Genomic DNA, 19,399 nt, shown 5'->3' on the forward strand with positions numbered 1-19,399 from the left:
CCGTCATCGCGTGCGGAGTAGCGTCCGTGCCCGATGAACAAAACGATCGAAGACATGGCGGTGCGGCTCGCCGAGGTGCCCGGGGTGCGTGCGGTGGCACTCGGCGGAAGCCGCGCGCGGGGTACCCACCGGCCCGATTCCGACTGGGATCTCGGCGTCTACTACCGGGGCGAGGTCGACGTCGAGGCCCTGGCGGCGCTGGCGTCGGACGTGACAGGAGAGCCGGTGGAGGTCGCCGGGCCGGGCGGTTGGGGACCGTGGGTGAACGGCGGCGCGTGGCTCTCGTTGAACGGCGTGCCGGTGGACTGGATCCTGCGGGACCTGGACCGGGTCGAACGGATCCGGTCCGACTGCTGGGCCGGGCGGTTCGAGACGGGGATCCAGCCCGGGCACCCACTGGGCTTCTGGTCGCCCGCGTACGTGGGCGAGGTGGCGCTGTGCCGCGTACTGGCGGACCCGGATGGCGAGTTGACGTCGTTGCGGGAGCGGACCCAGGAGTATCCGGAGCCGTTGCGCCGCGCGCTGGTCGACGCGGCGTGGGAGGCGGACTTCTCGGTCGCCGCCGCGGCGAAGTCCGCGGGGGCGGCGGACACGCTGCATGTGGCGCTGTGCCTGTCACGGGCGTTCGGTGTGCTGGTGCAGGCCGTGCACGCCCACCACCGGGTGTGGTGCCTCAACGAGAAGGGCGCGCTGGCGGCGGCCGCGGCGCTCCCGGGCATGCCCGCGGACTTCGCCGCCCGCGTGTCCGCGGCGCTGACCGGCCTGGACACGGCCGCGGTGGCGTCCGCGGGCACGCTGGTCCGGGAGACCAGGACCCTGCTGACCGCAGACGACCCGGCCTGAGACGGGCCGGCCGACGGGGGCACGTCGTGCCCTGCCGTCGGGCCGGCCTCGCGGACGGCCGCAGGCACGCGGGGCCGTTCCCCAGCGGGACAGACGTAGGCGTGGCCGGCCTTGCGGGCCGGCCGCAGACGCGGGCTTCGGACAGGACCGGCCCTGCGCCCCGACGCGGACGAACGGGCTGCGGGCAACGCCGTGCCCCGACGGACCGGACACAAGCGGCGTCGCCCTTGCGACCGGCCGCAGGCGGGCGCGCTCTCGGACGCGGCCGGACCTGCGGACCCGACGCAGGGGGTGGGCTTCGGGCGGGGCCGCCCCCGGCAGACCCCGCGTCAGCGGGCGGGTCCGGACCGGCCGCCCCACGCGCGGCCGAGGGGACGTGGCCACCCACTGCGGCGTCCCGGGGGCGGGGCCGGCCTGGCAGTCGGGGATCGCGATCCGCCGCGTCAGGTCGTCAGGATTTCGCGGATCCGGCGGGCCGTGGCCTCGTCGCGGGCCGCCGTGAACGGGAGGACGTTGGGACCCGTGATGCGGAAGGGCTCACCGGCGACGGTGAGATGCGTACCGCCCGCCTCCGTCACAAGGAGCAGACCGGCCGCGTGGTCCCACGCCAGCTCCCAGGAGAACGCCACCGCGTCCAGGTCGCCGCGTGCGACGTCCAGGTACTCGAGGCCCGCCGAGCCGCAGGGCCTGGCCTCGACGCCGGGCTCGGCGAGCCCGAGCAGCGCGCGCTTCTGCTCCGGGGTGGTGTAGTCGGGGTGGGACATCGCGACCCGCAGCACCGAGCCGGGAGCGGGCGAACCGGATACCAACGGCTCGCCGTTGAGCCGGGCGCCGCCGCCGCGCACGGCCACGGCGAACTCGTCGAGCACCGGCGCGTACGTCCAGGACGCGAGCACCTCACCGCGCACGGCGAGCGCGACGAGCGTGCAGAACCCCGGCTCGCCGCGCACGAACTGTCGGGTGCCGTCGACCGGGTCGACGATCCACACGGGCGCGTCGCCGTGCAGTGCGTCGGCGACGGCCGGGTCCGCGTGCACGGCCTCCTCGCCGACGACGACGGAGCCCGGCACGAGCGCGGTGAGCGAGGCGGTGAGGTGCTCCTCCGCACTGCGGTCGGCGATCGTGACGAGGTCGTGCGGGCCGGTCTTCTCGTCGACCTCGTGCGCGGCGAGCCGGCGGTAGCGCGGCACGATCTCGGCGGCCGCCGCCTTGCGGACCGCCTCCTCGACATCGGACAGATCCCCGGTCAGAAAGTCATCGATCATGTCTCCAGACAATCATGCCCGGCCGACATCGAGGGAGGCGTTCAGCGTCCCACCGCGTAACCCTGCATTCCTCTGGGGTTCGCCGCGGCGGAGAGCACTCCGGTGCGAGGGTCGCGTGCGACCACGCAGAGCCTGCCCTCCGACCAGGGCCCGCCCACGGTGACGTCGTGTCCGCGCTCGCGCAGCCCGGCGATCACGTCCGGGGGCGTGCGGGACTCGACGGTGACGCTGCCGGGCCGCATGCCGCGCGGGTAGAACGAGCCGGGAAAGGCGTCGTTGTGCCAGTTGGGAGCGTCGACGGCCCCCTGGAGGTCGTATCCGCCGCGGACGGGTGGCCGCAGCGCGACGGCGAGGAAGAAGTGGAGCTGCCACTGGTCCTGCTGGTCGCCGCCGGGGGTGCCGAACGCCATCACGGGCACGCCGTCGCGCAGCGCCAGTGAGGGCGTCAGGGTGGTGCGCGGCCGGCGGCCGGGGGTGAGGGAGTTCGGCAGGTCCGGCTCGAGCCAGGCCATCTGGAGGCGCGTGCCGAGGGGGAAGCCCAGCTCCGGCACCACGGGGTTGGACTGCAGCCAGCCTCCGCTGGGGGTGGCCGCGACCATGTTGCCCCAGCGGTCGACGATGTCGAGGTGGCAGGTGTCGCCCTGGACCGCGCCGTCCCGTGCCACGGTCGGCTCCCCCGCGCCCCACGCGCCGGCGCCGGGGCCGTCGCCCAGCACGTGGGCGGCGCGGGGGCTCATGACGGGGGTGCGGCCGCCGGGGCTGCCGGGCCGCAGGTCGTAGGAGGCCTTGTCGCCGACGAGCGCGCGGCGGGCCCTGTTGTAGGGCTCGGACAGCAGATCGCGGAGGGGGACCTCGGCCGCGTCGCCGTACCAGGCCTCACGGTCCGCCATCGCCAGTTTGCAGCCCTCGACGAGCAGGTGGACGTATTCGGCGGAGCCGTGGGCGGGCAGTTCGGGCGGCAGCAGGGCCAGTTGCTGGAGGAACGCCGGCCCCTGGCTCCACCCGCCCGCCTTGCACAGGGTCCAGCCGTTCCAGTCGTAGGTGACCGGTGCCTCGTACGTGGCCGACCAGCCGGCCAGGTCCGCCGCCGTGAGGGTGCCGGTGTGGCGGGTGCCGCTGGTGTCCATCGTGGGCCGCCCGGCCTGGCGGACGAGCGCCTCGGCGACGAAGCCGGTGCGCCACACCTCCCGCGCGGCCTCGATCTGGCCGGTCCGGTCGGATGCGGCCGCTTCCGCCTCCGCGATCAGCCGCCGCCAGGTGGCGGCGAGCGCGGGGTTGCAGAACAGCGTGCCGGGAACGGGGGCCTGCCCGCCGGGCAGGTACACCTCGGCGGACGAGGTCCATTCGGTCTCGAAGAGTCCGCGTACGGTCTCCACCGTCTCGCGGAGCCGTTCGACGGGAGGGTGTCCGTGCTCGGCGTAGCCGATGGCGTGACCCAGCACCTCGGCGAGGGACTTGGTGCCATGGTCGCGCAGCAGGACCATCCACGCGTCGAACGCGCCCGGCACCGCCGCGGCCAGCGGCCCTGTCCCGGGGACGAGTTCGAGGCCGAGCGAGCGGTAGTGCGCGATGGTGGCCCCGGCGGGCGCGACGCCCTGGCCGCACAGCACGCGCACCTCGCCGCCGGCCGGGGCGACGATGACCGGCACCTCGCCGGCGGGCCCGCACAGATGCGGCTCGACGACGTGGAGCACGAACCCGGCGGCGACGGCGGCGTCGTAGGCGTTGCCGCCCCCCTCGAGCACGGCCATCGCGGACTGCGAGGCGAGCCAGTGCGTGGAGGACACCATCCCGAAGGTGCCCTGGAGCGTCGGCCGGGTCGTGAACATATGGCCCTCATCACCTCGTGTTCGTCCGGGTCGATCAGCACGGCCCTGGTCGGACACGCGGATCCCGGCGGCGTTGAACGCGTCGCCCGTCCCGCGCGTATGGAACTGGACGTGCCCCTTTCCGGACACCGTCATGCCCACTTGGCCATGCAGCAGATGGAGTTCTCCATGGGACGAACAACGCGAAGACGTCCGAGAGCAGGCAGGCGCACGGCCGCTGCCTCGATCGCCCTGATCCTCGCCGGCGGCGGTCTCATCGCGGTCAACTCCTATGCCGCCGCCGGTGAGGGACAGGGCCCCTGGCCGGGCGGGACCGGTCAGGCACAACCGGGGACCCTCGGCGCCGGCGTCCCGGCGACCGTCAAGTGCCCGGAGGTGGCGAACGGGCTGCCACAGGTGCCGGAAGCCGCCAGGGCGGAGGTCGACCGCGAACTGGCGACGATGGACAGTGGGATCACCGAGGCCTACCAGCGGTTCGCCGACGAGAAGGAACAGATCGAACGGGATCCGCAGTTCGCGCAGAACGCGATCCTCGGGCCTCTCCGAAGCAAGCGGGAAGCGGGCCTCGACCGCATCGCGGAAGCCATCGGCCGGATCACCGGGCAGCGGCCGCAGGATCTGCGGGCTCTGGCTCCCTGCACCCTCCAGACCGACGGCGCGGACGGCGAGGGCGGGGCCGGCCCGGGCGGTGACGCCGGAGGCGACGGCGGGCAGGAAGGCGGCGGGCAGGGAGGCAACGGCGGCCAGGCGGGCAACGGCCCCGAGGCGTCCGACTTCGCCGACATCCGCACCGTGTCCCCGAACGTGCAGGATCCCCCGCGACTGCGCGGCGCCTCCCGCGGCACGTTCACCACGGACTGCGGTGTCAACGCGAACGGCAAGTTCAACCCCGACAACGTCATCGTCGCTCCGGGAGTGAGCAACGGCGCCCACCACATGCACGACTACGTGGGCAACCAGGCCAACGACGCGTTCGCCTCGGACGAGGATCTCGCGGCGGGCGCGACGACGTGCCGCGACCAGGGAGACCGGTCGACGTACTACTGGCCCGTGCTGCGGCTCCAGAACGGCCAGGCGGAGAACGACGCCCAGGCGGACGGCGGCGGCAAGGACCAGAACGTCGGCGAGATCCTGACCCCGTCACAGGTGACGCTCGACTTCGTCGGCAACCCGCGCGGCAAGGTCACCGCCATGCCGCGCTTCCTGCGGATCATCACCGGGGACGCGAAGGCCTTCGTCAACGGCAATGCGAACGCCAACGCCTCCTGGAGCTGCACCGGCTTCGAGGACCGGCAGCTGAGGGACAAGTACCCGATCTGTCCCCAGGGCAGCAAAGTGGTGCGCAGCTTCAAGTTCCAGAGCTGCTGGGACGGCCGGAACACCGACAGCGCCAACCACCGCACCCATGTGGCCTTCACGGACGCGAGCGGGGGTTGCCCGGGCGGTTTCCTCCCCATCCCGCAGCTCGTCCAGCGGATCGTCTACGACGTGCCGCCGCCGGTCTTCGAGGGCGCGGACGCCGCCGTCTTCGCGCTCGACTCGTTCCCGGAGCAGTTGCACAAGCCGGTCACCGACCACGGTGACTTCATCAACGTCTTCGACGAGAAGCTCATGCGGGAGTTGGTGAGCTGTCTCAACGAGGGGCGCCGCTGCGGCCCCGGCGATCCGGCGCAGGCACCGGGCGGCGACGGCCCGGAGCCGAAGGACGCCCCGGCGACGGCCACCGCCGCTCCGGCCTCGCCGGCTCCCGCCCCCGCGGAGCCGAAGACGGAAGCCCCCACACGTCCGGCCGCGCCCACCGCCGATCCGGCGCCGGCGCCCCCGGCCGGCGATGAGCCCGCGACGCACCCGGCACCGGCGTCGCCCGTGACCGAGCAGCCCGCACCTGAGAAGCCCGCATCCGAGACCGCCGCCGAAAGGCCCACGGCCGAGCAGCCCGCCGCCGAGAGGCCCACGGCCGAGGCGGAGCAGGCACCCGGAACACCCGATGCGGAGCGAGTGCGGCCCGAAGCGGCAGAGGCCCCCGCACGACCGGCCGCCCCCGGCGTGCCCGCCGGCCAGGCCACCGCGCCCTCGCCCGCGCAGAGCGAACCGGCCACCGCTGCCGACCGGCAGGGCCCGCAGGCCCCGACCGGGACAGCTGCCCCGGCACCCGCCACGGACGGCCGGTCGAACGTCCCGGTGTCGAACGGTGACGTCGTGCCGCAGGCCGTGGAGGGCGGGCTGGCCGAGACCGGCGCCCAGTTGTGGCCGTCGGCCGCCGGAGCCGTGCTGCTGATCGTGGGCGTCGTGCTGCTGCGGGTACGCACCCGCCGCGAGGTCCCGCGTCACCGTTGACGCAACGGCTGCCCGGCGCTCCCCCGCTCCGAGAAGAGCGGCGTGCCGGGCAGCCCTCGCCGTACACCTTGGGACGGCGCACTCGAACTGCTTCTTGCGTGATGGTCAACGACCCGACGGCGCCACCCGATCCATCAGCTCGCCGCCCCGGACGAGGTCGGTCATCTCGACCAGGTGCTTGTCCTTGAGCGGCCCCAGGGCCTGGTTCCATCCGTACACGCGAGCGCCCTTGGCAAGCTCGTCGAGCGCGCCGTCGCGGATCCGCCGCATCCGTGCGCGGCTCTCGTCGGAGAGTTTCACCGCGACCGACTTGGCGTCCAGGACGTCGAACATGTCCTGGGCGGTCAGCGACCCTCCGTCCAGGACGAGTTGGAGGTGCGCCTCGGTGCGTGCGCCGGCATCGGGGCCGGTCGGCCCGCCGGCGGCGGCGTCGGGGGCGAGGAACACCATGATCAGGGTGGCGGAGGCGACGAGGGAGAGGGGTCTCCTCGAGGGGCGGGGGGCGCGGGCCGCGGGCACGGGTGAGCGGCGTATACGGGCAGGGGTGTCCGTCGGAGCAGGCGGCATGTGGGGGAACCTTTCCCGGGGAACGGAAGGTCCTTCGGCCTCTGAAAGGCCATACCGGAAACGTAATAGCCATGCGCTCACGACCGCCTGCGCCGACCGCGCGGCGCGGACTGTTCGAGTGAGAGACCGCCCGCACGTCGGCCCCGGCGGCCGGGCCAGATGCCGTCGCCCGGAACGAGGTCAGGTGCCGTCGGCGGAGAAGTGGTGGTAGTCCGGGGGCGACCAGCGACCGCCCCACTCCCAGCCGGCGTCTTCCATCGCCGTGGTGACGGCGTCGCCCGGAGTGATCACGCCTTTGGCGGGCCGGTCACGGTCGAGGCTCTCCTCCACGCCTGGCGGGTGTACCCGTCCCGAGCGGTCGACGTACGGGTTCTCCGCGGGGTTGATGTCGACCGCGTCCCCGAAGGAGTGGCGCGACAGGTGGCGGGCGTCGCCCGTCACCCGGCGGCAGTTGAAGGCGGAGGTGTTGTCGGCCGCCATCGCCTTGGTGTCGTCGCCGCCGTACTCGGCCATGACCCGCATACGGCGGATGGGGAAGCGTTCCTCGAAGGCCTTCTCGAAGACGTGCAGCAGGGGCCGGACCTCGCCTTGATGGACGATCATCTCTCCGCGGTGGACACGGCCGTCGAAACCCCAGTGGTTCATGGTGAGCAGCCGCAGCCGGGACGGGGGCACCGGGCAGCCCGGTTCATAGCTCGCACCGAGTTTGGACGGAGGTACGTCGCTGACGGTGGCCGCCAGTTGCGGGGCGGCGGCCGTGGCACCTTGTGCGGGCACGGCACCGAGTGTGAGCCCGAGGGCCAGGACGGGCGCGGCGGCCCGGCGCGCGACGTTCACCCTTTCAGGTTAAGGACATCGCGGCCCCTCGGCCGCTCCGCGCGCGGGCCCCAGGTCAGCGCCGGGGCGTGCCGAGGCGGCCTTCCAACTGGACCAGCAGGTCACTGAGGTGTGCGGCGAGGCCGGCGCGTGCCGGTTCGTCGAGGCCGGAGAGGACGGCGCTCTCGTACGCGAGCTGCTCGGGCAGCAGCCGGTCGACCAGTGTGCGCCCGTCGTCGGTGAGCCGGACGTGAGCGACGCGCCGGTCCCGGTCGTCGCCGCGGCGGTCGATCAGGCCGCGTTCCTGGAGTGCGCGCAGCCGTTTGGTGACGGCCGCCCCGGAGGAGAACGTCTCGCGGGCAAGCTCGCCGGGGGTGAGCTCGCGGGCGTTGCGGCGGACCGCGCCGAGCAGGTCGAACTCGGCGCGGGTCAACCCTGCGGAGCGCAGCGGCGCGTCCTCCGCCTGTTGCAGAAGCGCGGCGCAGCGGTTGATGCGGCCGATCAGTTCCATGGGCCCGGTGTCCAGGCCGGGGTGCACGGCCTGCCACTGCCGTACCACCGAGGCGACGATGTCGTCGGTCACACCGCTCCGATCGTGGGGGCGGGGCCGTGCAGCCCACGCCGTTGTGCTGTCGCCGCGAGCGTACGGTGTCCTGCCCGCTCGGCCTCGAGGACCTCCTCCTCCGGGAGGGTCCGCTGCCACCATTCGCCCGCCGCGGTGTCCTGTGCGTCGCGCAGGTCCACGAGGGCGGCGGCCAGCCGGCGGCTGTCGGCGTCGAGGGCGGCCGCGCAGGGGGCCGGTCCTTCGAGGGTCCGCTCCGCGGCGGCGCGGGCGTCCGCGGCGGCGGCGAGCGCCCTCTCCACCCGGCCGGCCGCCCGGCGGTTGGTGACGGCGACGGCGGCGATGAGCCCGAGGGCGACGCCGATCAGGGTGTCCAGCACCCGGTCGCCGATCAGTGTGCCCGCCGGGTGTGTGCCGCCCGCCTCGACGAGGAGCAGCGCCATCGGGGTGACGGCGACGGAGCCGAGCCAGTAGTTGCGGGTGATCAGCGCTTCCGCACCGAAGCTGAAGAACAGCAGGCACCCGAGGAGGGCCGCCGGTCCGGTCCTGATCAGCGGGACGACGGCGGCGAAGGCGAGGACGCCGAGCATGTTGCCGAGGGTGCGCTGAAGGGCCCGGTTCCAGCTGAGGGCGACGTTGACCTGGAAGACGGACGCGGCGGTGACGACGGCCCAGTACGGCCGGTCGACGCCCAGTGCGACGGCGGCGTAGCCGGCGAGCGCGCAGCCGACGAGGGTGCGCAGAGCGATGGGCATGTGCGGTGAGCGTGGGCCGAGGCTGCGCAGCAGGGTGCGGCGGGGGGCGCCGGGGCCCGCCCCCCCCCCCCCCCCCCCCCCGGGGGGGCCGGGGGGCCCCCCCCCCCCCCCCCCCCGCCCCCCCCCCCCCCGGCCCCGCGCCCCGCCGCGGTGGGGGGGGGGGGGGGGGGGGTGGGGGGGGGGGGGGGGGCCGGGGGGGCCCCGCCGGGGGGGGGGGGCGGGGCGGCGCGGGCCCCGCCCCGCGGCCCGCCAGGCGTCGGCGCCGGGTGCCTCGGCCGTCCCGCCGGGGGTCGGCGGCAGGGTGGGTACGGGCCCCCGGGCGCGGGTGAGGGCGGCCCAGGCGTGCATCCGGGCGGCACGGTCGGCGTCCGCCCGGCCCTCGGCCACCGCCCCGCCGGTGAGGGTCGCCTCCGCGTGCAGGAGGAGGCGTTCGAGCTGTCGGCGTACGGGGGTGGGGCGGCCGGCGTCGAGGAGGGTCTGCCGGGCGGCGTGCACGGCTGCCGCCGCGGTGTGCCGGCTGCGGTGGCCGGGGTCGGCCGCGCAGGCGGCCGCGGCGTCCAGCGCGCGGGCGGTGGCGCGCCGTTCGGGGCCTTCCCTCCGCAGGAGGGCGGGGCTCGCGGTGACCAGCCAGGCGATGGTTCCGGCGCCGAGGGCCAGTGCGAGATGGCCGGGGACCTGGGTGAGCCGCTGCGGCACGAAAAGGGCGGCCGTGGCGACGAAGGTGAAGATCACGTTGCCGGGCGGCCCGATCCGGCCGGCGTCGCAGAGTGCCTTCTGCGCGGCCGCGATCAGGGCGCCGACGGCGACGAGCACGGCCACCGAGTCGGTGAGCGAGGCCGTGACCAGGGAGACGGCCAGGCCCGTGACCATGCCGAGCACCACGCGGGCGACGGCCCCGGCCCGGCGGGCGTACGGGAGGTTGTGGCCGTAGAGGGCGCAGAGCGATCCGGCCATGGTGTACATGACCAGGTCGAGCCGTCCGAGAGCGAGGAGGGTCAGGTTCGGCGCCAGCGCCGCGCAGACCACGCTCAGGGCCGGTTTGAACCACTGGTCGGAGGGCCGGGCGAGGCGCAGCGCGGCGGCGACCGGGAGCCGAGGTGTCAGCGGCCTTCGGAATCGGATGGTTGCATCGCTCACCCATTTAATTTAGCAAGTATTACACTCGTAAACGAACCGGGCGATGGACGACCCGGGAGCCGCCGCTCTCAGCGGAGCGGGTCGCGCGGTTCCACCAGCCCCGATTCGTACGCGAACACGACCAGCTGGGCGCGGTCCCTGGCGCCGAGCTTGGTCATCGCCCGGCTGATGTGGGTCTTGGCGGTGAAAGGGCTGATCACCATGTGGGCGGCGATCTCCTCGTTCGTCAGTCCACGGGCCGCCAGCGCCGTCACCTCCCGTTCCCGCCGGGTGAGGCTCTCCATGCCGGGGGCGGTGGACCGGTCCGGCGGCCGCGCCACGAACTCCCCGATCAGACGCCGGGTGACGGCGGGCGACAGCAGCGCGTCACCGCGGGCGGCGACGCGTACGGCGTGCAGCAGTTCGGCGGGCTCCGTGTCCTTGAGCAGAAAGCCCGCGGCCCCCGCGCGCAGCGCGTCGAAGACGTACTCGTCCAGGCCGTAGTTGGTGAGGATCACGACGTGCACGTCCGCGAGGAGCGGGTCGGCGGCGATGTGCCGGGTGGTCTCGATCCCCGTCATCACCGGCATCTGCACATCGACCAGGGCGACGTCGGGGACATGGCGGCGGGCCTGCTCGAGGCCCTGCCGGCCGTCCGCGGCCTCGGCCACGACCTCGATGCCGTCCTCCGCGTCGAGCAGGGCACGGAAGCCGGCCCGCATGAGCGCCTGGTCGTCCACGATCAGGACCCGGATCACAGCGCCTCCACGGCGGCCGGGTCCGCCGGGCCGGCGCGGCCCGCGACGTCGCCCCGGTCGTCGGGACACGCCCGGCGCCCCTGAAGCGGGATACGGGCGTGCACCGAGAAGCCGCCGCAGGGCCGTGGCGCCGTGTCCAGCGTGCCGCCGAGGGCGGTGACGCGTTCCCGCATGCCGATCAGGCCGGTGCCCGGAACGACGGTCCCGCCGGGTGCGGCAGGGCCGTCGTCCTCGACGGTGACGGCCACCTCGTCGGCCCCGTAGTCGAGGCGAATCCCGGTCGGTGCCCGGTCGGCGTGCCGGGCCACGTTGGTCAGCGCCTCCTGCACGATCCGGTAGGCCGTACGGTCGACGTCGGGCCGCAGCTCACGCTGCTCGCCGCTGACGGTCACGGAGACGGGGATGCCCGCCGCCCGGGCGCGGCCGGCGAGTTCGCCGACGCGCGCGAGGCCGGCGGCCGGCTCTCGTTCCTCCGTCCGCAGGACCTCGAGTGTCGAGCGCAGCTCCCGCATGGCCTCCCCGCTCGCCTCCTGGATGGCGAGCAGCGCGGGCGGCACGTCCTCGCCCCGTTTGCGGGCCAGGTGCACGGCGACCCCCGCCTGGAGTTTGACGATCGAGATGGAGTGGGTGAGCGTGTCGTGCAACTCCCGGGCGATCCGCAGCCGTTCCTCTCCCGCCCTGCGCAACGCGGCCTCCTCCCTGCCGCGTTCGGCCTCCAGGGCCCGCTGTTCCGTCTGGCGCAGATACGCCTGCCAGTTCTTGTCGATCAGACCGGTCACCCCGGCGCACAGGAACCAGCCGAGCAGCAGCAGCGAGCGTTCGACGCTGCCCTCGGCGGAACTGGCGGTGTCGGCGGCGAAGAAGACCGCCAGGAACAACGCGCCCGCCACCACACCCGCCCGGCGCCGCCCTCCTCGCGCCGCCGCGTGCACGGCGAGGAGCACCGGAAAGGCCGCCCAGGAACCGGGCCGGTCATGGACGACGTAGCCGACCATGCAGAGCGTGGTGACGACGAGGACCGTACGGGGTGCGCGCCGGTGGCCGGCGAGCGCCAGCGAACCCGCCGCGATCAGCAGCACGTCCGGCACACCGGGGGACGGGCCGCCGGCGTACGCCGCGAGGGTCACCGCCCCCGCGATCAGTGCCGCGAGCGCCGTGTCGAGCAGGGCGTGCCTCAGCCCCGGATCCGCCTGCATGGACGGCAGCCTATGACGGTGCGCCGGGCCGGCGCCTCGTCCCGCGAGACCCCTTTCGCGCTACTCCCCGCGCAGTAGTCGCCGCCCGTTCCCACCCGCCGGGACCGGCCGCCGATGCCTTCGGACGTACGACGACCGGGACACCGGTCCCGGGCCAGCATCGGGGCATGACCAGAGCCTTCCGCTTCACCGCTCCCCCGCCGCCCTCCGCGGCCACCGGCGTGACCGCCGACGTGTACGCCCAACTCGCCCGCGACTTCGGCATCGAGCGTGCCACGACGTTCGTGGTGCTGTCCGACTCTCCCCCGCTGCTGACCGGCGCGTGGGCACTCCTGCGGGAATCCCTGCTGGCCGGCCGGGTCTCCCGGACGGACAAGGAGGTCGTCGCCGCGGGCGTGTCACTGGCCAACCGCTGCCCGTTCTGCGTCGACGCGCACACCGTCCTGCTGCACGCCACCGGCGACCACGCGCTCGCCGAGACGATCGCACGCGGAGAGGAGCCGGCCGACCCGGCGCACCGGCGGCTGCTGGCCTGGGGCAAGGACATCCGCGGACCCCGGCCGTTCCCGGCGTGGCAGACCCCCGAACACCTGGGGACCGCGCTCGCGTTCCACTTCATCAACCGGATCGTCTCGGCACTGCTGAACGAGAACATGCTGCCTTACGGTGCGCAGAAGTACCGGCTGGTGCGCAGCGCGGCGGGCCGTTCGCTCGCCCGCACGGTACGCCGGCAACTGCGGCCCGGCGACAGCCTGGAGCTGCTGCAGACCTCCGGCGCCGAGCCCGCGTGGGCGGCGGGCACGCCCGTCGGTACGGCGTACGGGGCGCTGCGTGAGGCGGCGCTCATGGGTGCCGGGCTGCTGTCGGAGGACGACCGGGCGCTGGTGCGCAAGACCGTGGCCGCCCACGACGGCGTCGCCCATCCGCCGCTGTCGGCCGGCTGGCTGCCGGGCCGCGAGGACCGACCCGGGGCCCGGTTGGCGCTGCTCGCGGCCCTCGCCCCGTACCGGATCACGGAGGAGGACGTGCGGGCCTGGCGCACCCCGCAGCATTCGGACCACTGCCTGGTCCATCTGACCGCGTACGGGGCGATCACCGCCGTCGAACGGATCGAGGAGCAGCTGTGAGCACCATCGTGAACACCGGTCAGGCCGATGCGTGGAACGGCCCGGTCGGGCAGCACTGGGCGGATCACCACGAGCGTTACGACGGAATGCTCGCGTCCTTCGACGAGGCGCTGTTCGCGGCGGCAAGGATCGGGGAGCGGGACCGTGTCCTGGACGTCGGATGCGGCAGCGGGTCGACGACGCGGCGTGCCGCACGGCTCGCGGCACGCGGGCACGCGGTCGGCGTCGACATCTCGGAGCCGATGCTGGCGCGGGCCCGGTCGGTGTCCACGGGCATCGAGAACGTCTCCTACGAGTGGGGCGACGCGCAGGTGCACCCGTTCCCGGCCGGCGGCCACGACGTGGTGATCAGCCGGGGCGGGGTGATGTTCTTCGCCGACCACACCGCCGCGTTCGCGAACATCGGCCGGTCCCTGCGGCCGGGCGGGCGGCTGGCGTTCGTCTGCCCCCGGCCGGCCGCCCCGGACGGGGAGGAGGGACGCGTCCTGGGCCTGCTGGCCTCGCTGCTGGCGGCATCCGCACCGCAGCCCGCGGCCTCGCGGACCTCCGCCCCGCAGCCGCCCCCGGGGGCCGACCTCGCCGCGGCCATGGCTTCCCTGGCGGACCCCGGCCGGACCCGGAAGCTGCTGGAGGGGGCCGCGTTCGGGTCGGTCGGGATCACGGGGGTCGACGCGCCCACCTGCTGGGGGCGGGACGCCGGCGACGCCGTGGACTTCTACGTCTCGCGCGGACCGGGCGCCGAGGTCCCCGAGGAGACATTGGACGCCATGCGTGCCGCCCTGCGGCCCTACGAGACGGAAAGGGGCGTCCTGTTGAAGGCGGGGGTCTGGGTGGTCACTGCCCGCCGGGACGGCTGACCGTCCCGGGGCCGACCGCGCCCCGCGCGAGCAGCAGCAGCGCGTCCACCAGGTCCTCCGCCGGACTTCCGGTGGCGAGCCGGCGCAGCTGAAGGCCCATCACCAGCGCCACCGTCGTCGCCGCGAGTCCTTCCGCGTCCGGGACGCCGAGGCCGGTCAGGATCTGCGTGGCGAGCCGGTCGTACGCGGCGAAGGCCTCCGACGCCGCCGCCCGCAGCCGCTCGTCCCGGCCTGCCTCGACGTACAGCTCGAACGTCGCGATGTGCCCGCTGTCGAAGCCGGTGCCGCCCGCCACCTGACCGGCGAGGGCCGCGGCGCCGGCGATGTCGATCCCGTCGCTCCGGCACTCGTCGGCCATCTCGGTGAAGCGCCGGGTCTCGTCCCGTACGAAGTGCAGCAGGCTTTCGCGCAGCAGTTCATGCTGCGTCGCGAAGTGGTACGTGACGGAGCCGAGCGACACGCCCGCCTCCTTGGCGATCCGGCGATTGGTCACCGCGGCCACCCCGTCCCTGCCGATGATGTGCAGGACGGCTTCTATGATGCGCTGCCTGGTGGGCGCGGAACGGGCGGCGGTGGACATGGCCTCATTGTTCCATCGGGGCACTTTTGCTGGTCACATGGGTGGGCGGGCGCTTCTCGTACCAGCGCAGCTCCGCCTCGAGCTGGGCGGCGAGGGAGATCAGGCGTTCCTCGGAGCCTTCGGGGCCGAGCAGTTGTGCCCCCACCGGCAGTCCGTCGCGGGTGAGGCCGGCCGGGACGGCGACGCCGGGCCAGCCGAGGACGTTCCACGGCCAGGCGTACGGGCAGGCGGCGGCGATGCCGATGTCCGTGGCCCCGGCGGACTTTCCGTCGAAGGCGCCGACGGGCGGGGGCGGCGTGGCCGTGCTGGGGGTGAGCAGGACGTCGTAGTGGTCGAAGAAGGCGCCGATCCTGCTCTGCTGGGCGGCCTCACGGGCGCGGGCGGCGCGCACGACGCGACCGCCGAGCCGGTGGCCGGAGCGGGTGGAGGCGCGGGTGCGCGGGTCGAGGAGCGACGGGTCGGGGTGCCGGTCGGCGTACTCGGCGATGCCGGTAGCGGCGCGGGGCAGGAAGCTCAGGCCGATGAGGCCGTAGCGGGGGCGGGCCTCTTCGACGTCGTGCCCGAGTTTCGCGAGCGTCTCGGCGAGCGCGACCACCGCCCGGCGCACCTCGGGGTGGGGGCGGGTGCCGGTGAGGGTGAGCGGCGGGCGCAGGGCGAGCGCGATGCGCAGCCTGCCCGGTTCACGGCGGGCGGCGGCCGAGGCGTCGATGGCGTCCGGGTGGTACCGCTCGCCCGGGTGCGCGCCGGAGGCCGCGTCCAGCAGCAGGGCCGCGTCGGCGACGGTCCGCGCGAGGGGGCCGTTGACGGTGAGGCCCTGGAAGCAGTCGGTGTAGGGGTGGACGGAGACCCGGCCGCGCTGGGGCTTGATGCCGACGAGATGGGTCCAGGCGGAGGGGATGCGGATGGAACCGGCGCCGTCGGAACCAAGGGCGGCGGGCACGAGCCCGGCGGCGACGGCGGCCGCCGAGCCGCCGGAGGAACCACCCGGGGTGTGGGCGGTGGACCAGGGGTTGCGGGTGACGCCGAAGGCGGGGCCCTCCGTGAAGGGCCACTGGCCGAGTTCGCAGGAGTTGGTCTTGCCGACGATGACCGCCCCGGCGGCCCGGAGCCTGCGTACGGCCTCGCCGTCGGCCGTGGCCGGCGGAATGTCGCCGGGGCAGCCGAAGTAGGTGGGGACGCCCGCGACATCGGTGTCGTCCTTGACGGCGATCGGCACACCGAGCAGCGGCAGCCTCTCCCCTGCCGCGAGCCTGCGGTCCGCGTCCCGCGCCTCCTCGAGGGCCTGTTCACCGCGGACGGTCCTGAAGGCGTTGATGCTGCTCCGGGTCGCCTCGATGCGGGCGAGTGCCTCCGCGACGAGCGCCTTGGAAGTCGTCTCTCCCGCCGCCAACGCCCTGCGGTATTCGGTCAGTTCGCCCGTCTCGTCTCTGGACACGCCGCATCCGCCTCCCTATGGTTCGTTCGTTCGAACGAACAGGACTGGAGGGTAACCAGATGCGGATCAACGGAGCAAGCATTCTGCTCACCGGGGCGACCGGCGGTCTGGGTGGTGCATTGACCGCCGAACTTACCGCCCGCGGGGCCAAGTTGACCGTGAGCGGTCGGCTCGCCGACGCCCTCGCACCGCTCGCGGAGCGCTACGGCGCCCGGACGGTGGTCGCCGATCTGGCCGATGCGGCCGATGTGGAACGGCTCGCCGCCGAAGCCGCCGGCACGGACATCCTCATATCGAACGCCGCCCTGCCCGGCAGCGGCGATCTGCTGGACTGCACGCCCGAACAGATGGACCGCGCCTTCGCCGTCAACCTGCTCGCTCCCGCAATGCTCGCCCGGCTGCTCGTTCCGTCCATGGTCGACGCCGGCGCCGGCCACCTCGCCTTCGTCGGCTCCCTTGCGGGGAAGGTGACCACGCGGTCGATGTCCCTCTACAGCGGCAGCAAGTTCGGCCTGCGCGGCTTCGCGCTGGGGCTGCGCCAGGACCTGCACGGCACGGGCGTCGGCGTGTCGATCGTCCAGCCCGGTTTCGTGCGGGACGTGGGCATGTTCGCCGTGACCGGCGCGAAGCCGCCGGCGGGCATACGGACGGTGTCGCCGCGTCAGGTCGTCGAGGGCGTCGTGCGGGCCGTGGAACGTGACGTCGCGGAGGTCAACGTGGCGCCGATCGAGATGCGGCTGCTGAGCGCGATCGGGGGCCAGTTCCCCGGCTTCGCCGAGCGCCTCCAGCGCGGCGGACCGGGCGAGCGGACCCTGCGCGAGGTGGTGGCGGCCCAGCGCGACCGCCGCTGAGACGGCGTTGTCAGCGGGCGTTGCTACGGTCTGCCCCCATGTCGGCAGGGGAGGTCACCGTGCAGAGCGCCCGCCGGGCGGCCCTCGACCATGTGCTGAGCCTGATCGCCGAGGCCCCCTGGAGCGGCGGCCTGGTGCTGCGCGGCTCCATGACGCTCCAGGCGTGGGTGGGGGCGGCGGCCCGCGAGCCCGGTGACCTGGACTTCGTCGTGCTGGAGCCGGGCGAACGTTCGACGGTGGACCGGCTCGCGCCCTTCCCCTACATCGATCAGGTGACCGACGTCCAGCAGTGGCCGGAGGCGGCGCACGGCGCGGCAGGCTCCGAACTGTGGGACCCGGAGGGCGATTTCGGCACGCACGGCACCCGGCCGCGGCTGCCTCCGGACGGGCTGCGCTGGATGGACGCCGACGACTTCGACCGCGAGTCGCCGGCCGCGGGGCTGTACGAGGCGGTGGCGGCGGCACCGCACGCGGGCGGCGGGATCGTCCTGGACGTCGACGGCATCCGCGAGGACGGCACCTGGACCTACCGGGTCTACGAGACGCCGGGCGTGCGTCTCACGGTCCCGTTCCGCACGCCGGACGGCGGAGGTGGCGAGATCCAGCTGGACTTCGCGAGCGACGAGACCCTGCCACAGGCCCCGGTGTGGACGGCCGTACCGCGCGGCGACGGCGGGCCGCCGACCGTGACGGTGACGGCGAGCCCGGAGCTCTCGCTCGCCTGGAAGCTGCTGTGGCTGTGCAGCGACGGCGTCGCACGGGGCAAGGACCTGTACGACGCCGTGCTGCTGGCCGAGGCGCCCCGCACCCGGCTCGGGGCAAGGCTGCTGCGGACCGTGCTCGGTGAGCACACCGGCCGTTTCCGTCCGGAGGTGCTGGAGTCCCTGCCCGTCGACCTGGACGGCCTCCGATCCGTCCACCCTTCGCTCCGGGGCGGCGCGGATCACTGGCGCGGGCGGCTGGTCAGCGCCCTCGCGCCGCTGTTCGCGGCTGTCCGCCGACCCGCATGAGCACCACGTACAGCACCAGCGACGCCGCGAGGCCGACCGCCCAGCCGTAGTCCGCGAGGGGGCGCAGGAACGGGATCAGGCCGTCCTCCGGGAACGGGCCCTTGCCCGGGGCCGAGTGGGAGCCGCCGACCGCGAGCACCCCGCCGACCACGAAGGCGGCCACGGCACGCAGGTTCCAGCCCGAGGTGTACCAGTAGGGGCCGCCGGGCGTGTAGAGCGCGGTGAGGTCGAGGACGGTCCGGCGCACGAGCCAGTAGTCGGCGATGAGGATGCCGGCGACGGTGCCGAGCAGCCCGCCGACGAGTCCCAGCCAGGTGAAGATGTACAGCTCGGGCGTCTCGGTCAGCTTCCAGGGCATGATCAGCACGCCGACGACGCCGGTGATCAGCGCGCCGGTTCGGAAGTTGATGAACTTGGGCGCCAGGTTCGCCAGGTCGTACGCCGGTGACACCACGTTGGCCGCGATGTTCACCGAGATCGTCGCCACGAGCACGGTGACCAGGGCGAAGAGCAGACCGAAGACGTTGTCGGTCTTGGCCGCGAGCGCGACCGGGTCCCACACGGCGGCCCCGTACACCGCCTGCGAGCCGGACGTGACGAACACCGACAGCAGCGCGAACAGGGTCATCGTGGTGGGCAGGCCCAGCGTCTGGCCCCAGATCTGGGCGCGCTGGCCCGCCCCGAACCGGGTGAAGTCGGGGATGTTCAGCGAAAGGGTCGCCCAGAAGGCGATCATGCCCATCAGGGACGGGAAGAAGACCGGCCAGAAGTCCGCGCCCCAGCCCAGCTTCGACGGCTGGTCGAGCAGCGGGCCGACACCGCCCGCCTTGGCCGTGACCCACACCAGCAGCACCAGCGCGCCGACGATGACGAACGGCGCGGCCCAGTTCTCGAACCGGCGCAGCGCCTCCATCCCCCGGTAGATGATGGCGAGTTCCAGCGCCCAGAACAGGACGAAGCAGACCCACAGCGTCCACGGCTGTCCGCCGACCTCGGCCGCCTCCGACCAGCCGCCGAAGATCTTGCCGAGCAGGACGAAGATGCCCTGGCCGCCGATCCAGGTCTGGATGCCGAACCAGGCACAGGCCACCGCGGCCCGGATCATCGCGGGCAGGTTCGCGCCGCGCAGCCCGAACGAGGCGCGGGCGAGCACCGGGAAGGGGATGCCGTACTTGGGACCGGCGTGGCCGGTCAGCAGCATCGGCAGCAGCACGATGACGTTGGCCAGGGCGATGGTGAACACCGCCTGCTTCCAGTCCATGCCGAGCGCGACGAGCCCGGAGGCGAGCAGCCAGGAGGGGATGTTGTGGGCCATGCCGACCCACAGGGCGGCGAAGTTGTAGGTGGTCCACCGGCGGCGGGCGACCGGAACGGGCAGCAGGTCGTCGTTGACGAAACGGTTGTCCGCGAGGGTGGCGCCCGGCGGGAGTTCGACGCGTCCCGCCGGGTCCGGTATCGGTTCTTCTGACGGCACGGGCGGGACGGTCGCGGTCAT

The 19,399-nt window shown here is 74.0% G+C and carries 17 protein-coding genes; 6 read left to right on the forward strand and 11 right to left on the reverse strand.

The features are described 5' to 3' along the window. Positions 1 to 33: 33 nt before the first annotated feature. Positions 34 to 843 (forward strand): nucleotidyltransferase domain-containing protein, encoded by an 810-nt coding sequence (locus tag ACIPJI_RS18680; protein ID WP_402247377.1) that lies wholly within the window; start codon positions 34 to 36, stop codon positions 841 to 843. Between the two features lie 443 nt (positions 844 to 1,286). Here the strand turns inward: ACIPJI_RS18680 and ACIPJI_RS18685 are convergent, their stop codons facing one another. Then, a complete protein-coding gene (locus ACIPJI_RS18685) occupies positions 1,287 to 2,108 on the reverse strand; it encodes an inositol monophosphatase family protein (protein ID WP_402247379.1) in 822 nt (273 codons plus the stop codon). A 41-nt stretch (positions 2,109 to 2,149) separates the two neighbouring features. Next, a complete protein-coding gene (locus tag ACIPJI_RS18690) occupies positions 2,150 to 3,937 on the reverse strand; it encodes a gamma-glutamyltransferase family protein (protein WP_402247381.1) in 1,788 nt (595 codons plus the stop codon). A 168-nt stretch (positions 3,938 to 4,105) separates the two neighbouring features. Between ACIPJI_RS18690 and ACIPJI_RS18695 the strand changes: the two genes are divergently transcribed. After that, positions 4,106 to 6,274: a DUF1996 domain-containing protein gene (locus ACIPJI_RS18695; RefSeq protein WP_402247383.1), complete on the forward strand. Its 2,169-nt coding sequence runs from the start codon at positions 4,106 to 4,108 to the stop codon at positions 6,272 to 6,274. Positions 6,275 to 6,379: 105 nt separating this feature from the next. Here ACIPJI_RS18695 and ACIPJI_RS18700 read toward each other — a convergent pair whose 3' ends face one another. The 6 genes from ACIPJI_RS18700 to ACIPJI_RS18725 all read right to left on the reverse strand — a co-directional run bounded on the left by ACIPJI_RS18700 (position 6,380) and on the right by ACIPJI_RS18725 (position 12,044). Beyond that, positions 6,380 to 6,841, reverse strand: coding sequence for a hypothetical protein (locus tag ACIPJI_RS18700; protein ID WP_402247384.1), 462 nt, complete (start codon positions 6,839 to 6,841; stop codon positions 6,380 to 6,382). Positions 6,842 to 7,021: 180 nt separating this feature from the next. Continuing rightward, the gene (locus ACIPJI_RS18705; RefSeq protein WP_402247386.1) at positions 7,022 to 7,678 is read right to left on the reverse strand and encodes a M15 family metallopeptidase; all 657 of its coding nucleotides are present in this window, start codon (positions 7,676 to 7,678) and stop codon (positions 7,022 to 7,024) included. A 55-nt stretch (positions 7,679 to 7,733) separates the two neighbouring features. Further along, on the reverse strand, positions 7,734 to 8,240 hold the full coding sequence (locus tag ACIPJI_RS18710; protein WP_159684627.1) for a MarR family winged helix-turn-helix transcriptional regulator: 507 nt from the start codon (positions 8,238 to 8,240) through the stop codon (positions 7,734 to 7,736). Next, positions 8,237 to 10,111, reverse strand: a complete 1,875-nt coding sequence (locus ACIPJI_RS18715; RefSeq protein ID WP_402247388.1) for an FUSC family protein — start codon at positions 10,109 to 10,111, stop codon at positions 8,237 to 8,239. Before ACIPJI_RS18715 ends, ACIPJI_RS18710 begins: the two co-directional genes overlap by 4 nt. Before the next feature lie 68 nt (positions 10,112 to 10,179). Continuing rightward, on the reverse strand, positions 10,180 to 10,848 hold the full coding sequence (locus tag ACIPJI_RS18720; protein ID WP_307709234.1) for a response regulator transcription factor: 669 nt from the start codon (positions 10,846 to 10,848) through the stop codon (positions 10,180 to 10,182). Then, the gene (locus ACIPJI_RS18725) at positions 10,845 to 12,044 is read right to left on the reverse strand and encodes a sensor histidine kinase (RefSeq protein ID WP_402247391.1); all 1,200 of its coding nucleotides are present in this window, start codon (positions 12,042 to 12,044) and stop codon (positions 10,845 to 10,847) included. Before ACIPJI_RS18725 ends, ACIPJI_RS18720 begins: the two co-directional genes overlap by 4 nt. Positions 12,045 to 12,211: 167 nt before the next feature. Between ACIPJI_RS18725 and ACIPJI_RS18730 the strand changes: the two genes are divergently transcribed. Next, positions 12,212 to 13,171: a carboxymuconolactone decarboxylase family protein gene (locus ACIPJI_RS18730; RefSeq protein ID WP_402247392.1), complete on the forward strand. Its 960-nt coding sequence runs from the start codon at positions 12,212 to 12,214 to the stop codon at positions 13,169 to 13,171. Then, positions 13,168 to 14,028 carry a class I SAM-dependent methyltransferase gene (locus ACIPJI_RS18735; RefSeq protein WP_402247394.1) on the forward strand — a complete coding sequence of 287 codons (861 nt, stop codon included), beginning with the start codon at positions 13,168 to 13,170 and terminating at the stop codon, positions 14,026 to 14,028. The genes ACIPJI_RS18730 and ACIPJI_RS18735 overlap by 4 nt, the downstream gene beginning before the upstream one ends. On the opposite strand, the gene ACIPJI_RS18740 is transcribed toward ACIPJI_RS18735, so the two are convergent. Both ACIPJI_RS18740 and ACIPJI_RS18745 read right to left on the reverse strand, forming a co-directional pair. Beyond that, positions 14,006 to 14,608 (reverse strand): TetR/AcrR family transcriptional regulator, encoded by a 603-nt coding sequence (locus tag ACIPJI_RS18740; protein ID WP_307709231.1) that lies wholly within the window; start codon positions 14,606 to 14,608, stop codon positions 14,006 to 14,008. The genes ACIPJI_RS18735 and ACIPJI_RS18740 overlap by 23 nt on opposite strands. A gap of 4 nt (positions 14,609 to 14,612) precedes the next feature. Continuing rightward, positions 14,613 to 16,043, reverse strand: a complete 1,431-nt coding sequence (locus tag ACIPJI_RS18745) for an amidase (protein ID WP_356621427.1) — start codon at positions 16,041 to 16,043, stop codon at positions 14,613 to 14,615. Between the two features lie 59 nt (positions 16,044 to 16,102). Here ACIPJI_RS18745 and ACIPJI_RS18750 point away from each other — a divergent pair, with 59 nt between their 5' ends. Both ACIPJI_RS18750 and ACIPJI_RS18755 read left to right on the forward strand, forming a co-directional pair. After that, the gene (locus ACIPJI_RS18750) at positions 16,103 to 16,894 is read left to right on the forward strand and encodes an SDR family NAD(P)-dependent oxidoreductase (protein WP_402247396.1); all 792 of its coding nucleotides are present in this window, start codon (positions 16,103 to 16,105) and stop codon (positions 16,892 to 16,894) included. 38 nt (positions 16,895 to 16,932) lie between these two features. Then, positions 16,933 to 17,904 carry a nucleotidyl transferase AbiEii/AbiGii toxin family protein gene (locus ACIPJI_RS18755; protein ID WP_356621429.1) on the forward strand — a complete coding sequence of 324 codons (972 nt, stop codon included), beginning with the start codon at positions 16,933 to 16,935 and terminating at the stop codon, positions 17,902 to 17,904. On the opposite strand, the gene ACIPJI_RS18760 is transcribed toward ACIPJI_RS18755, so the two are convergent. Continuing rightward, positions 17,858 to 19,399, reverse strand: coding sequence for an NCS1 family nucleobase:cation symporter-1 (locus ACIPJI_RS18760; protein WP_307709227.1), 1,542 nt, complete (start codon positions 19,397 to 19,399; stop codon positions 17,858 to 17,860). The two genes, ACIPJI_RS18755 and ACIPJI_RS18760, sit on opposite strands and share 47 nt — an antisense overlap.

This window comes from Streptomyces sp. NPDC086835 (genome assembly GCF_044745705.1).
Classification (GTDB): Bacteria; Actinomycetota; Actinomycetes; order Streptomycetales; family Streptomycetaceae; genus Streptomyces.

Coding starts and splice junctions, on each gene's coding strand:
- ACIPJI_RS18680 (WP_402247377.1), top strand. CDS start 34: ATGAACAAAACGATCGAAGACATGGCGGTGCGGCTCGCCGAGGTGCCC.
- ACIPJI_RS18685 (WP_402247379.1), bottom strand. CDS start 2,108: ATGATCGATGACTTTCTGACCGGGGATCTGTCCGATGTCGAGGAGGCG.
- ACIPJI_RS18690 (WP_402247381.1), bottom strand. CDS start 3,937: ATGTTCACGACCCGGCCGACGCTCCAGGGCACCTTCGGGATGGTGTCC.
- ACIPJI_RS18695 (WP_402247383.1), top strand. CDS start 4,106: ATGGGACGAACAACGCGAAGACGTCCGAGAGCAGGCAGGCGCACGGCC.
- ACIPJI_RS18700 (WP_402247384.1), bottom strand. CDS start 6,841: ATGCCGCCTGCTCCGACGGACACCCCTGCCCGTATACGCCGCTCACCC.
- ACIPJI_RS18725 (WP_402247391.1), bottom strand. CDS start 12,044: ATGCAGGCGGATCCGGGGCTGAGGCACGCCCTGCTCGACACGGCGCTC.
- ACIPJI_RS18730 (WP_402247392.1), top strand. CDS start 12,212: ATGACCAGAGCCTTCCGCTTCACCGCTCCCCCGCCGCCCTCCGCGGCC.
- ACIPJI_RS18740 (WP_307709231.1), bottom strand. CDS start 14,608: ATGTCCACCGCCGCCCGTTCCGCGCCCACCAGGCAGCGCATCATAGAA.
- ACIPJI_RS18750 (WP_402247396.1), top strand. CDS start 16,103: ATGCGGATCAACGGAGCAAGCATTCTGCTCACCGGGGCGACCGGCGGT.
- ACIPJI_RS18755 (WP_356621429.1), top strand. CDS start 16,933: ATGTCGGCAGGGGAGGTCACCGTGCAGAGCGCCCGCCGGGCGGCCCTC.
- ACIPJI_RS18760 (WP_307709227.1), bottom strand. CDS start 19,399: ATGACCGCGACCGTCCCGCCCGTGCCGTCAGAAGAACCGATACCGGAC.